The sequence below is a fragment of the Candidatus Manganitrophaceae bacterium genome (assembly GCA_016200325.1).
Classification (GTDB): domain Bacteria; phylum Nitrospirota; class Nitrospiria; order SBBL01; family Manganitrophaceae; genus Manganitrophus.
On record JACQEZ010000011.1, the window covers coordinates 344,328 to 357,849 of the forward strand.

The window sequence follows — 13,522 nt, forward strand, 5'->3', positions numbered from 1 at the left end:
CTGCTCCCTCACGCTCTTAACACTAGACTAGCGATTGTGCCGCAAGAGGGCAACTCCCCAATAAGGAGTATCACGATCCGTGCTCCCCGGTCTCCTTCCGTTGTATAATAAACCGATGCACCTTCAACCGCTGGTACAACTGACCGCGCAGCTTCGAGCAACGACCGGTAAAAATCAGAAGATCGCGCTGATCGCCGACTTTTTGAAACAGACCGCCGGGCCCGAAACGGCGCTCTCCGCCCTCTACCTCACCGGCGCCCTGCCGCAAGGACGGATGGGAGTCGGCTGGCAGACGTTAAAAAGGGCGATGTCGGAAGCCGGCCCGATCGAGCCCCCCTGGACGCTCGCCGAGCTCGACACCCTCTTCACCGAAATCGCCGCCCAATCGGGAAGCGGCTCCGCCGGCCGCAAACACGCCGCGCTTCAGCGGCTGTTTCAACGGGCCGATCTGGAGGAGCGGCGCTTTCTCGTCGCCCTCCTCACCGGAGAGATGCGGCAGGGGGCCCTGGAAGGGGTGCTGCTCGACGCCATCGCCCAGGCGGCGGGACTCCCCGGTGCGGCCGTCCGCGAAGGGATGATGTTCTCAGGAAATATCGGCGCGGTCGCGGAGGCGGCGCTCCATCAGGGGGCGGAAGGGCTGGCCCGTTTCTCGTTTCGCCTCTTTTCACCGATCGCGCCGATGTTGGCGAACAGCGCGGAGGGGGTCAAAGAGGCGCTGGCCCGGCTCGGCGAGGCGGCGTTCGAGTTCAAGCTCGATGGCGCGCGGATTCAGCTTCATAAAGGAGGAGAGGAGGTTCGGATTTTTACCCGTCAGCTTCAGGAGGTCGGCGAGCGACTTCCGGAGATCGTCGCGTGGGCGCAACGCCTTCCACTTCGAGAAGGGGTTCTGGAAGGAGAGGCGATCGCCCTTCGTCCCGACGGCCGGCCGCAGCCGTTTCAGATCACGATGCGGCGGTTTGGGCGGATCAAAAATGTCGAAGCGATGCGGCAGGAGATCCCCCTCTCGTTCTATTTTTTTGATCTCCTTTACCTCGACGGCCGGTCCCTGATCGCCCTTCCCTATCGGGAGCGATTCGAGCGCCTCTCGGAGACCCTTACGGCCCCGATAATCGTTCCCCGGATTCAAACCGCGGCGCCGGAAGCGGCCGATCGTTTCCTAAAACGGTCGCTGGCCGAAGGACATGAGGGGTTGATGGCCAAATCGCTCACCGCGCCGTATCAGGCGGGCCAGCGCGGGTCGAACTGGCTCAAGATCAAAACGGCGCAGACGCTCGACCTCGTCGTTTTGGCGGTCGAATGGGGGAGCGGCCGCCGCTCCGGGTGGCTGTCGAACCTTCACCTCGGCGCACGCGAGCCGGCGAGCGGTGCATTCATCATGCTGGGGAAGACCTTCAAAGGGTTGACCGATGAGATGCTCCGATGGCAGACGGAGAAATTTCTTTCGACGGAAGTCGGCCGGGACGATTGGACCGTTTATGTCCGGCCGGAGTGGGTGGTCGAGATCGCCTTCTCCGACATTCAGGCGTCGCCGCGCTACCCCGCCGGGGTGGCGCTTCGGTTTGCGCGGGTCAAGCGCTATCGGCCCGACAAGGCGGCCGCCGAGGCCGACACGATCGAGACGGTCCTCTCCCTCTTTGCACAGCAAGGAGGACGTTTACCGGAGAAGACGGAATGGCCGGTCCGGCCGGCGCAGGAAGAGCCGCCGGGCTCCGCCTAAAACTGCCGGATCAGCGGCTTCGCCGATCCGCCCCGGTCCTGCATCCAACGGGAGAGCGGAATCATCTGCCGCTCTTTAAATCGAATCCCGATCTGCATAAACTCCAACGTTTGCGCCAGCGCCCGCTCGGCCGCTGCGATTTTGTTCGCCGGATCGTTAAAGAACGTTTGGACCTCCCGGTACCACGGCTCCCGCCAGAGGGCGCGGGCCCCCTGAATAATCCGCATCGCACCGATGCTTCCCCCTTTTTCCCGCAGCCGGCGCCACTCGGCTTGGACGAAGCGCCAGCTCTCTTCCTGTGTTGCCGGGTTCCCGAGGAGATACCGGACCGGCTTCCAGACATCTTGCGATCGCACCTCATCGGAGAGGGCGAACTCCAACAATTTTCGCGCCAGATCGGGTTTAGTAAAATCGGCCAGCGCCAACAGATACCGATCGCGCTCTTCCGGCGTCGGGGCCGTTTTGAATTTCTGAACGAACCGATCGAAGGCGGAGCCGCCGTCGGTCCGCGCGGTGAGCCGCACCAGCGGGGTCGCCAAGGTCGGATCGATCGAGGTCGCCTTCGCTTGAAAGCGGGTCCATCGCCGCGGCAGCTCCGAGATGACATCTTCATCCTGGGCGATCGCCCCCATCGCCCAGAGGGCGGCGGCGCGGGTCAACCGCCGCTCGTCATCCTCGCCGGGGGCCGCCTCCCAGCCGATCTCTTTCCAGACCGGCTCGAAGAAATCTTTCGCGAAGGCCTGAAACTTCGACCGATCTTTTGCAGGAATCATCTGATTGGAGAGCGTTTCAAAATAGCCGGCCGCCGCCTCAACCACGACCCGGGTGGAATCTCCCTTGAACCGAGCCAGCGTTTCCATAAAGGCGACGATCGAGAGATCCCCGCTGACGGCGAGCGCCCACAGATGGTTGAGGGAGCCGATCCGCTCGGGCGCGGAGAGCCCCGCCGGAATCACCGGCTGCAGCGCGGCTCGAAGCGGGCGGTTGTAATCGACGCGCAGAAAGCCGCTCTCCTCCGCATTGCCGTAAACCCAGCGGACCGCGCCGCTCCCCGGGAGGCTGACCGTCGTTACCCGGTTCTTCAGCAGGACGCGATGTTTCTGCACGCCGCCGTCGTCTTCGTATTTCAGCGTAAACGGAACCGACCAGGTCGGAGAGGCCCCCCCGCCGACGGTGTGCCCTCCGGCGAAGAACCGGCGCTGCTCGATCGTCAGGTTCCGAAAGTTGCTCTCGGATGCCTCGATCGTCACCAGCGGAAATCCCGGCTGGGTAAACCAATCTTTGGCGATGGCTGCAACCGGTTGGCCTGATGCGGCTTCGAGCGTTGACCAGAGATCGCCTGCGACGGTATTCTTGTACTGGTGGGCCTTCATGTAGTCGCGAATGCCCTTTCGGAACGCCTCTTCTCCCAGGAAATGCTCGATCATCCGCAGACAGGCCGCCCCTTTTTCATAGGTCAGCGCGTCGAACATCTCCTCGATCTGAGCCGCGTTGGTCACCTTGGCCTGGATCGGCCGGCTGCTCTGGAGCGCATCGACCCCGAGCGGGATCTGCTTCTCTTGCTGGAATTCGATCCAGGAGTGCCATTCCGGCCGCCACTGATCGACGATTTTGACCGCAAGCCAGGTGGCGAACGCTTCATTGAGCCAGAGGTCGTCCCACCAGGCCATCGTGACGAGATTTCCAAACCATTGATGGACGATCTCGTGGGTGATGACGTTGGCGACGCCCCGTTGTGTCCCGGTGGAGGCGAGGGTTTCATCGAGGAGGAGACGGGAGTCGCGGAAGAAGATCGCCCCCCAATTCTCCATCGCCCCCATCGCGAAATCGGGAACGCTGACGAGGTCGAGCTTCGGATAAGGGTAGGGCAGATCGAAGTAGTCATTCAATAGCGGCAGGACCGCCGAGGTGACTTTTAGCGCGAAATCGCCGAGGTGAAGCTGGCCCGGAACGGTCCAGATCGCGACGCGGGTTCCGGCCACATCGATCTCCTTCGACTCGAGCCGAGCGACCGCGAGCGCCAAGAGATAGGTCGACATGACCGGGGTCTCCTCGAAAGAGACGGTCTTTAATGCCCCTTCCGTTTTCTCGGAGATCACCGGCATGTTGGAGAGAGCGGTCAGGTGGGCGGGGATCGTGACGGTCAGTCGAAAGCGGGCCTTCATTCCCGGCTCATCGAAAGAGGGAATCATCCGGCGGGCATCGGTTGCCTCAAATTGGGTGAAGGCATAGGTCTCGCCGCCGGCATGCGCCTCGTATAGTCCACGCAGATGCCGATTGAGCTTTCCGGAGAAGCGGAGGGTGAGACGCGCCGGGCCGGCCGGCAGCGGCTCGGCAAAAGTCAGGGTGAGTGTTTCAGAGGCGGGATCGGTTGCGACGCGCGCCGGAGCCGCCGAGCCTTCCCGTCCGACGGTCGCTTCCGGAATGTCGAGGTCGAGCGCATGGAGGGTGATGGTGTTCGTCGGTTGGGCAATCTGAAGATCGATCGCGACCTCCCCCCCGAACCGCCGCTCTTCCGGTGCCACATTCATTCGGATCTGGTAGAGTTCAGGCCGGACCCCTCCCGGCAGACGTCCCTCAATCAGCGCGCTCATAGACCTCCTCAATAGACCTCATGGGGCGATTTTTCGCCTGAGAGGATTTATGTTGAGCCGTCATTATAGGACGAAGTTCCGGCGGAGGGCAAGCGGAACGATTCGGTCCGGACGCTTTGAGGGAAAGATCTGCGGGCGGGGTTTACCTTGGATTGAATTTGGTCCGGTAATCGGAGGGAGGCATTCCCATCTTGCCGAAGAAGACCTTGCTGAAATAGCCTTGCTCTGAGAAGCCGACCTCGCAGCTGATCTCTTTGATCGTCCGATGCGGATCTTTCAAAAGCTGAATCGCGCGATCGATTCGGATGGCGGTGAGATAATCGTGGAACCCGATGCCGCACTCTTTTTTAAAGGAGGCGGAGAGGTATTTCGGATGAAGCGAGACCGCCTGTCCGATCTCCTCCAGGGAGAGCTCGGGCGAGCTGTAATGCCGGTCGATGAATTGGACCGCCCGCCGCATCTTCAGCGAGAGGTGATCGAAATCGATATTGAGCTGTTCATGCACCCGCTCAAACGGATCGGCGCCGAGCAGCCGTGCAATCTTATGTTCCAGCTGATCGACGTTCCAAGGTTTATCGATATAGCCGTTGGCGCGCACCTCCAACATTTGAGAGAGAAGCTCTTTGGTGCCGTAGCCGCTGGTAAAAAGAATCGGGACAACCCGGTCGACCTGACGGATTCTCCGATAAAGGGTGAGGCCGTCGGTGTCGGCGAGGCGGACATCGAGAATGATGAGGTCGATGTCGCGCCGGTCCCGGATGGCCTGGAGCGCGTCCTCCCCCTTCTCTTTTTTAATCAGTAAATACCGCTCCTGGAGGATGATTTCCAACGACTGGAGCACCGCCGGCTCGTCGTCGACCGCCAGGATGGTTTTCTTCAGAGGCTCGAGTGTCCTCTTTCTTACGACTTCCTTTGTATCCAAAGATGAAAGTGTCATGGGCCGATCCCTATTGTATGAGGGTTACGCATTTTATTATACCCGATGAATGAAAAAAGGGGGAGGCTTTTATGACGTAAAAAGCGCCCAAAAGGCTTTGAAAAGCGCCTCCGGTGTCGAAGCCGTCTCTTTTTATAAATACCGCTATGGTAATAGAGGGGCCGGCCCGGCTTGTGTCTTTAGGGCCATTCGGAAAGCTTCGTAATGGCGTGCCACTCCGCGGCGGTCACAGGGGTGATCGAAAGGCGGTTTCCTTTACGGAGCACCCACATCGATTTCAGCGCCGGAACGGCCCGCAGCCGCGGGAGGGTGATGACCGCTTTGCAGGCTTTCACAAACCGAAGATCGACCATATACCAAACCGGATTGTTCGGAAGGCTCTTCGGATCAAAGTGGTCGTCTTTCGGGTCCCACGCGGTACGGTCGGGATAGGCGGTCTTGGCCACCTCGGCCATTCCGGCGATTCCGACCGGCTCGACGTTGCTGTGATAAAAGAGAACCCCGTCGCCGAGTTGCATCTGATCGCGCATGAAGTTGCGCGCCTGGAAATTTCGGACGCCCGACCAATACGTCGTCCGATCGCGCTGCAGGTCATGAATCGAGTAGGTGTTCGGCTCCGATTTCATTAACCAATATCTTTTTTGAGGGGCCATTCAACGCTCCTTGGATGAATCCTCGCCCCCTCTGCGGGGAAGGGACGCCTGCCGCCCTTTCCCTTTCTCGCCGCCCGGCGGAAGAAGACGGCGGGCCGTCTGATACCGGCGCTTCCAGTAGGGGTGGTCAAGCCGCTCGACGCTCACCTCACCGTCGCGGCGCGGGGCGTGGATAAATTGATTGTCGCCGAGATAGATCCCGACATGGAGGGGCGTTCCCCCGCCGATCCGGAAAAAGACCAGATCGGCGGGAAGAAGGTCTTGGGGTGCGACGGGCCGGCCCCGTTTGATCTGCGCACCGGTATAGTGGGGGAGGGAGAGGCCGACCGCCTCGGCATACACGTAAGCGACATAACCGCTGCAGTCGAATCCTTCGGGAGTCGCCCCCCCGTACCGGTAAGGGGTTCCAATAAATCGGTACGCCATTTTTATCACGGCATCACGATCCGATGCCCGGCCCGCGATGCTTGGCTCTGACGTTTCCAGACCGTGCATCCCGGCGCAGCCGGCCAGCAGCAACAGGCAAAGAACTCCAACGGTTCTCGAGCGCATTCGTCAAAATAGTCGGATTCGGAAAGGTTGTCAAGCAGATCGATCTGGCGTTTCACAGGTCGGTATGGTATTCTCCCCTCCCAACGAATGGAGGCGCCCGATGCTGACTTTTTATCACTATGATCGTTGCAGCACTTGCGTCAAGGCAAAACGCCATCTCACCGCGCTCGGGCATACCCTGAAGGAGATCGACATCACGACCGATCCCCCTTCAGAGAAGGCGCTGATCGATCTGGTCGCGAAGAGCGGCCGTCCTTATACCGATTTTCTCAACCGAAGCGGCGTGCAGTACCGGGAGGAAAAAATGAAGGAGAAGGTCCAGACCCTCCCGGAGGGTGAGATCCTCCGCCTCTTGGCCGGCAACGGACGGCTGATCAAGCGCCCGATCGTGACCGATGGAAAACGGGTGACGGTCGGCTTTAATGAGGCCGCCTTTAATGCCGTCTGGGGACGATAGGCTAAAGTTCTGTAAGGAGGGTGGATACCCAGCGACCCTCAGGCCGACAAAAAGGACGGCACGTCGGATCTTTCCTCCGGGGGGGGAAGTGAAGACCGATCGTGCCGTCCGATCATCCGGAAGATCCTTTCCGGAACCTTATGCCACCTCTCCGAGCGCATCCTCTTTGAGGCTTGCGATCTGAGCGCCGAGTTCATTCAGCTGATCCTTCAGCTGCTTCTCCGCTTCGGGGAACATCTGTCCTTCTTCCTCCTCGATGTGATGGAGGAGACTCTCTTCAAAGCGCTTCACCTTTTCATCAAAATCGCCTGCCGTCTCGCCTCCTTCGACCAACTCGGCCAGAAGGTTGTCGACCTCTTGATGCTCTTCGTTGAATTCGGAGACGAGCGATTCTTGATACGGCTCCATCGCCGGATAGAAGATCTCTTCTTCCGCCTGGCTGTGAACCTTGATCTCCTGCTCAATCGTGTCGAGAAGCTGCCGCCGGTTTTTCTTCTCACCTTTTAACTTCTTAATCAACCCTTTCACCTTCTCATGATCCTGTTTAAGCAGTTCCGTCGCTTTCATTCGAATCTCCTTTCTAAACGGTGACCTCTATAAAATAGAGGACATTCGGGGAGGTGATCTGGAGGATGTTTCCTCAACCTCCCCGCGCGATATTCCTAAATGCTGGCTTTGTATTAAGGCTGAGTGTGATCTGAATGACATTCTTATGGTACGAAAAAGAGACCGGGCCGGACAATTACCCGAGAGAGGAGCTACCCCTTTGGATGACGACAAAACTGCCTGATGGTTTTTTAGAGGAGGAGCAGCCCCGCGGCGCGCAGACGGCGCCAAGCGGCGCTCTTGAGAAAGGCGTCAAGTGAAACGTCGGACGAGGAAGGATAGTCCCGGCCTGCCTCTGAGAGACGGATCAACGGCGCCCCTTTCCTTGCACGCGGCCGGGAGCGGTCGAGCAGATCGCGGCACCACTCCGCCACCGGAGGGCTCAGTCGAATGATCAGATCTTCTTCCCATCCGGGGAGAATGAGGGCGATCCGTCGTCCCTTTTTTTGGGAATACGGCTCGATCAGGGGGATCCCGCCGAGCCAGACCAGCCGGTGCTCCGGGTCCATCTCACCGAGGGAGCGCGGCGCGAGCGCCTTTGGGACAAGATCGGCGGGGACCTTCGGTTTCGGAAGGGGGAAGTCAAACCACCGCCGGACGTCGGCCTTCAGCGCCACCCCATGCATGTAGTTGTAGATCGCCTTGGCCAACCCCGGTCCAAAAGGGGTCGGATCGCCCCCGGCCGGATCGAGGTGAATCAAGTCGTTGTTGGCAAACGCGCCGGGAGAGGGCCCCGTGATTCGGATCCCATAGGCATCGGGGTGAAGGCCGACCGGGCTGTGCCGGGTGGCGGTAAACCGATGCCAGAACGCCGACTGAATCACCCCGGCTGCAAAAAGCTGCCGGACCCGCTCCAGGCTCTCGACCGTCTCCGCCGCCGTCTCGGTTGGAAAGCCATACATTAAATAGGCATGGACCAGAATCCCCGCTTGGGTGAAGGCATGCGCGACGCGGGCCACCTGGGCGACGGTGATTCCCTTCTCCATCAGCGCGAGCAGCCGGTCGGAAGCGACCTCCATCCCGCCGGTGACGGCGATACAGCCCGACGCCGCCAGCAGCCGGCAGAGGTCGGGGGTGAACGCCTCCTCAAACCGGATGTTTCCCCACCAGGAGATCGACCGGCCCCGGTCGAGCAGCGCCAGCGCGAGATCGGCCAGGCGCGCCGGCGGGGCGGCTTCATCGACAAAATGGAACCCGGTCTCGCCGGTCTCTTTCACCAAGGTATCGATCCGGTCGGCCAGGAGGGTCGCCGGCGCCGGCTCATACCGCTGAATGTAGTCGAGGCCGATGTCGCAGAAGGAGCACTTGCGCCAATAGCATCCGTGCGCCACGGTCAGCTTGTTCCACCGGCCGTCGGACCAGAGGCGGTGCATCGGGTTGAGCATCTCCACCACCGACAGATAGCGGCGCAGCGGAAGGCCGTCATAGGTCGGCGTCCCGGTCTTCTCGAACGGGATATCTTTTTCCGAGGCGCCGTCGAAGTAGTGGACCGCGCCGTCGCGGCGTAGGAAGGTGCGGCGAAGCCGCTCGGGCGGCCGCCGCCGACTAAACCCCTCCAGCAGGCAGAGAAGCGGCCGCTCTCCGGCGTCGAGGGTGACGTAATCGACATAGTCGAAGAGACGCGGCTCGGCGAGCGCGCGAAGCTCGGTGTTCACATACCCGCCGCCGAGGACGATTTTGGCCCGCGGGGCATGCTTGCGCACCACGGCCGCCGCCCGAAGCGCGCCATAGAGATTCCCCGGAAAGGGGACGGTGATTCCGACGAGATCCGGCCGCACCTTTTTGAGATGCGGGAGGAGCGCCTCTTCCAACATCTGGTCAATCAGCGTCGGAGCGGCGCGGAGCGCCGCGTCCATCGGATCGAATGAGGTCGCCGAGGTCGCCAACCGCTCGCCGTAGCGGCTCAGGCCGAAGTCGGGCGCGACGGTCGCCTGGACCAGATCGGCGAGGTCGTCGAGATAAAGGCTCGCCAGATGTTTCGCCCGATCGGTCATCCCCAAACTTCCAAAGGCCCATTGGTCGTCCTCCAGGGCGGCAAAGCGGGGCCCTTCGGGGAGATAACGCCGCCGGCAGATCTGCGTCGCAAGGGTCGGCGCCTCTCCTTGGAGAAACCGGATGACCGGATCGACCGTGTCGAGGTAGCGTTCTTCCAACAAAAGGCTTCGGAGCACCGCCGGTTCGGGATCTTCCACCGAGCGGATCGCTTGGAAAAGTCGGGTCAGTCCCGGCCGTGAAAAGAGGATCAACACCGTCTCAATCCCCAGGTCGGCTTGGAACACGGGATATCCTTCCGATCGAAGGAATCCGGTCAGATACGCGGTGGCCGGATAGGGGGTGTTGAGCTGGGTCAGCGGCGGGGTGAGGAGAAGCAGGCGCGTCGACGGATTCGTCTGACGGGTCGGGAAATTTATTTTGATGGAAGGCGCTTTTCTCATGATGTTTTGAATCGGTGTATTCTGGCACGGTGTGGAGTCGATGTCAATGCAGCGGGGAAGGGAGGAACGGGAATCGCCGTTGAAGCGGGGACCGGCTTTTATCCAAGCGCTTTTTCAGCCGCTTGAAGAAGCTCCTGAACGCGATACGGCTTTTTAAGATAGGCCTGCTTTCCGAGATGGGCCTCCAGATCCATCGCACCGCTGTAGCCTGTGGTGAAGAGCACCTTCACCATCGGGTCGATCTCCCGCAGCTCTGCATAGGTTTTCCACCCTCCCTGCCCCGGCATCAGCAGATCGAGGATAATCAGGCGGATCTCCCCCCGCTCCCTTCGATAAATCTCGACCGCTTCCTCTCCGGTCGTCGCAGTGAGGACCTGGAACCCCCGCTCTTCAAACGCGCGCCGGCCAAGCCGCAAGAGGCTCTCTTCATCGTCGACCAGAAGGATCTTTCGCTCCTTCCCCCAGAGGGGAATCTCCTCTCTTCCTCGCTCCCGCCAACCGGAGGCCTCCTCCGTCCGCGGGAAGAGAAGGGTGAAGACCGACCCTTTTCCGATCTCCGACTGGACCGTCAGCTCTCCTTCATGCTCTTTGACGATGCCGTAGGTGACCGAGAGGCCCAAGCCGGTTCCCTTGCCGACCTCTTTGGTGGTGAAAAAGGGATCGAAAATCCGGGGAAGGACCTCCGGGGGAATGCCGCTGCCGGTGTCCTCAATCAGGATCTCGACCCAATCCTTCTCCTGGTCCGGGTTGTCGCGGGAGGGGAGGCGCTCTATGCGCGTCTTCAACCAGATTGTCCCCCCCTCCGGCGGGAGGGCATCTTTGGCATTGATGCAGAGATTCATCAACGCCTGATGAATCTGGCCGCTGTCGGCCATGATCATCGGCGATTCCGGATCGAGCGCGGTCCGGATCGACACCCCCTGCCCGACCCCTCTTTCGAGGAGCGGAACGACTTCGGAGACGATCTTGTTGACCTCGACCGGGACCTTGATCAATGCGGTGCGTCGGGCGAAGCCCATCAGCTGCTGGATCAGGGCCCGGGCGCGCAGCCCCGATTTTTCGATCACCTCCACCGGCTCCAGATTCGGATCGTCGGGGGGCATCCGCATCTTCAACAGCGAGGCGTAGCCGAGAATTCCGGTGAGGATGTTGTTAAAGTCATGGGCGACCCCGCCGGCCAACACCCCAAGGCTCTCCATCTTTTGCGATTGAACCAGCTGGGCTTCCAGCAGCTGCTGGGTGGTGATGTCCTCGGCGGCGACGACCGCCCCCGACATCTTCTTCTCCGCATTCAAGAGGGGAATGGCGGTGAAATTATAGCTCCGGGACGGGCCTTTTCCCAGGAGGGAAACGGTCACCTTCCATCTTTTAAAGGCACTCCCCTCGCGCAGCAGCCGATCGATCTCCGGCTCCAATCTCGCCTTCTCCACCAAGGGGACCTCCTTCACCGGCTTTCCGATCCAGCTCTCCCGCGTTGAGCCTGCCTCGCCCCCCTTGAGGAAGGTCTCATTGACATCGACGATCATCCCGGCGGCATCGATCACGATGAGAGAGAGGGGGGAAGAATGAAAGATCCGGAGATAACGCTCCTCCGAGGCCTGAAGGGCGTGCCGCTGGGAGGCGAGCGACGCCGACATCCCATTGAAGGTCTCCGCCAGCCGTCCGATCTCGTTCGACGAGGAGACCGGAATTTGAATGCCCAGCTCTCCGGCGCCAAGCCGCTCCGAGACGTCGGTGAGCTGCTCCAGCGGCGAGGTGACCTGCCGGCGCAGCACCGCATAGAGGATTGTAATGGCAATCATGCTAAGCGCAAGGGCGAGTTGAAGGTGCTTCCAGAAGTTCTCCTGCGGGTTCCAGATCACCGGGTCATCTTTAAACGACACCGTCACCGCACCGGCGACCAGCGGGTGGGTTCGGGAGGGGCTCGAGAGGGTAATCGGCGCAACGATCTCAAAGTGCCCCTGATTCGGATGATGTGCAAACTCGGTTTTGCCATACGTCATCACCCGCTTGAATTCGCCGGTGAGGGAGGGGTTTTGTTGGTAATCGGAGATCGGCTTGCCGAGGAGGTCGTGCTGGCTTGAAGCGAGCACTTTCAAATCGGCGTCGACGATTGCGATGAAGAAGATCCCCCGGTCGGTGGTGATGTTCTCGACGATCCGCTGAACCGAATTGAAATCTCCCTTGTTGAGCAAGACCTCCGCGATGTAGCTGAGCTGATCACTCGTCTGCTGGGCCCGCGTCTGCAGATCCCGAATGTCGTCCTTCCGCTGCAGCCAGTAAGAAACGCCGGCGATGATAAAGGCAAACAGCACCCCGCCGATCAGGGTCATCAGGGCAACGCTGAAAGAGATGGAGCGGGTCCGGCGGGTCCGATGTTGAAGCGGCGTCATGTGGCGCTTCCTTTCAGATCGCCCAAGAGGTTTTCAAAATAGACCGGTTCGTACAGAAGGTGGTTCTGTTCCATGAAATTTTGAAAGTTTTTGAGGGTCTCCAAAAAATAGTTCTCCGTATCGGCCAGACCGAAATAGGTTAAATTGGCCGACAGGTCGGGAATAAGAAGCCCGTTCAGGCTCTTTCGGAAGTAGTCGGGATTGACCCGCTCTCGCCGGGCCATAATGGTGATCGCCTCCTCCGGCGCCGCCTTCCAAAATTGGCGCGCCTTCAGATATCCCCGCAACACCTTCAGACAGTCTTCGCGGCGGTGCTTTAGGACATCTTCGTGAAAGATCAAGACATTAATGATTTCGTCCGGAATTTCACTGCTGGTGAAGAGAATGTTCCCCCGCTGCTCGATGATCAGGCGGCTTAAGATCGGCTCAAAGGTGACGACCGCATCGACCTGCTTCTCGGCAAAGGCGCTGTACGCTTCAATCGTCGCGGTCATGTTGATCCGGACGACATCGGCTGACTCCATATTCGCCTTCTCCAACGCCCGGGTCAGGACATAGCCGCCAAGCCCGGTCAGTTCGACCCCGATCCGTTTCTGCTTGAGGTCGGCCATCGACCGGATCTCCGGCTGCCCGACGATTCCATCCGCCCCATGCGAGACATTCAAAACGTAAACGACCCGGTACTCCTTTCCCAACCGGGAGAGGAGCATCTCATTGATCGACATCACCGCGCCATCCAACCGCCCGACCTGGAGCGCCTTGCGCAGGTCGCTGAACGAGGTGAAATCTTTCAGAAGCACCGGTGCCTTCTCCTCCTTGAGGAATGATTTCTGCTGGGCGAGGTAGAGGATCTCGTAGCCGGGCCAGTCGATATAACCGATCCGGAGCGGCTCTTCGCGGGGAGATTGGCAGGCAGGTAAAGCCAGTTGGATGAGGATCAGTAGTGTAAAGAGGCCTCTTCTCATGGAAGAATCTTCACAGGGCGGGGCCGGGGCATGAGGACACTTCAACGCAATCAGCAACACACTGAATCCTATACTGTGAGTCCTACCTGCGTCAAGGGCGGTAGGCGGTTTATATCTACGTGTACGATGCCTGAAGGCGGGCCGCCATATCATCCTTTAGGAGCATTGCGCTCTTTTTAACCGGAATGTTATCTTTGATTCAAGGCTATTTTT

General features: G+C 60.1%; 10 protein-coding genes. 2 read left to right on the top strand and 8 right to left on the bottom strand.

Annotated elements, in window-relative coordinates; all coding sequences use genetic code 11:
- Positions 1 to 115 precede the first annotated feature (115 nt).
- Positions 116 to 1,717, top strand: coding sequence for an ATP-dependent DNA ligase (locus tag HY282_09535; protein ID MBI3803987.1), 1,602 nt, complete (start codon positions 116 to 118; stop codon positions 1,715 to 1,717).
- Here HY282_09535 and HY282_09540 read toward each other — a convergent pair.
- The 4 genes from HY282_09540 to HY282_09555 form a co-directional block, all read right to left on the bottom strand.
- A complete protein-coding gene (locus HY282_09540; GenBank protein MBI3803988.1) occupies positions 1,714 to 4,311 on the bottom strand; it encodes an ERAP1-like C-terminal domain-containing protein in 2,598 nt (865 codons plus the stop codon). The two genes, HY282_09535 and HY282_09540, sit on opposite strands and share 4 nt — an antisense overlap.
- Positions 4,312 to 4,453: 142 nt before the next feature.
- Positions 4,454 to 5,248 (bottom strand): response regulator, encoded by a 795-nt coding sequence (locus HY282_09545; GenBank protein ID MBI3803989.1) that lies wholly within the window; start codon positions 5,246 to 5,248, stop codon positions 4,454 to 4,456.
- Positions 5,249 to 5,427: 179 nt separating this feature from the next.
- Positions 5,428 to 5,901: an EVE domain-containing protein gene (locus HY282_09550; GenBank protein MBI3803990.1), complete on the bottom strand. Its 474-nt coding sequence runs from the start codon at positions 5,899 to 5,901 to the stop codon at positions 5,428 to 5,430.
- Positions 5,902 to 6,453, bottom strand: coding sequence for a C40 family peptidase (locus HY282_09555; GenBank protein MBI3803991.1), 552 nt, complete (start codon positions 6,451 to 6,453; stop codon positions 5,902 to 5,904).
- A 100-nt stretch (positions 6,454 to 6,553) separates the two neighbouring features.
- Between HY282_09555 and HY282_09560 the strand changes: the two genes are divergently transcribed.
- Complete coding sequence (locus HY282_09560) at positions 6,554 to 6,910, top strand: arsenate reductase family protein (protein MBI3803992.1); 357 nt, start codon at positions 6,554 to 6,556, stop codon at positions 6,908 to 6,910.
- A 138-nt stretch (positions 6,911 to 7,048) separates the two neighbouring features.
- Here HY282_09560 and HY282_09565 read toward each other — a convergent pair whose 3' ends face one another.
- The 4 genes from HY282_09565 to HY282_09580 form a co-directional block, all read right to left on the bottom strand.
- A complete protein-coding gene (locus HY282_09565; GenBank protein MBI3803993.1) occupies positions 7,049 to 7,477 on the bottom strand; it encodes a hemerythrin domain-containing protein in 429 nt (142 codons plus the stop codon).
- Between the two features lie 230 nt (positions 7,478 to 7,707).
- Positions 7,708 to 9,951 (bottom strand): radical SAM protein, encoded by a 2,244-nt coding sequence (locus HY282_09570; protein ID MBI3803994.1) that lies wholly within the window; start codon positions 9,949 to 9,951, stop codon positions 7,708 to 7,710.
- 98 nt (positions 9,952 to 10,049) lie between these two features.
- Positions 10,050 to 12,344 (bottom strand): response regulator, encoded by a 2,295-nt coding sequence (locus tag HY282_09575; GenBank protein MBI3803995.1) that lies wholly within the window; start codon positions 12,342 to 12,344, stop codon positions 10,050 to 10,052.
- A complete protein-coding gene (locus tag HY282_09580; protein ID MBI3803996.1) occupies positions 12,341 to 13,309 on the bottom strand; it encodes an ABC transporter substrate-binding protein in 969 nt (322 codons plus the stop codon). Before HY282_09580 ends, HY282_09575 begins: the two co-directional genes overlap by 4 nt.
- Positions 13,310 to 13,522: the final 213 nt, after the last annotated feature.

Coding starts and splice junctions, on each gene's coding strand:
- HY282_09535 (MBI3803987.1), top strand. CDS start 116: ATGCACCTTCAACCGCTGGTACAACTGACCGCGCAGCTTCGAGCAACG.
- HY282_09540 (MBI3803988.1), bottom strand. CDS start 4,311: ATGAGCGCGCTGATTGAGGGACGTCTGCCGGGAGGGGTCCGGCCTGAA.
- HY282_09545 (MBI3803989.1), bottom strand. CDS start 5,248: ATGACACTTTCATCTTTGGATACAAAGGAAGTCGTAAGAAAGAGGACA.
- HY282_09550 (MBI3803990.1), bottom strand. CDS start 5,901: ATGGCCCCTCAAAAAAGATATTGGTTAATGAAATCGGAGCCGAACACC.
- HY282_09555 (MBI3803991.1), bottom strand. CDS start 6,453: ATGCGCTCGAGAACCGTTGGAGTTCTTTGCCTGTTGCTGCTGGCCGGC.
- HY282_09560 (MBI3803992.1), top strand. CDS start 6,554: ATGCTGACTTTTTATCACTATGATCGTTGCAGCACTTGCGTCAAGGCA.
- HY282_09565 (MBI3803993.1), bottom strand. CDS start 7,477: ATGAAAGCGACGGAACTGCTTAAACAGGATCATGAGAAGGTGAAAGGG.
- HY282_09570 (MBI3803994.1), bottom strand. CDS start 9,951: ATGAGAAAAGCGCCTTCCATCAAAATAAATTTCCCGACCCGTCAGACG.
- HY282_09575 (MBI3803995.1), bottom strand. CDS start 12,344: ATGACGCCGCTTCAACATCGGACCCGCCGGACCCGCTCCATCTCTTTC.
- HY282_09580 (MBI3803996.1), bottom strand. CDS start 13,309: ATGAGAAGAGGCCTCTTTACACTACTGATCCTCATCCAACTGGCTTTA.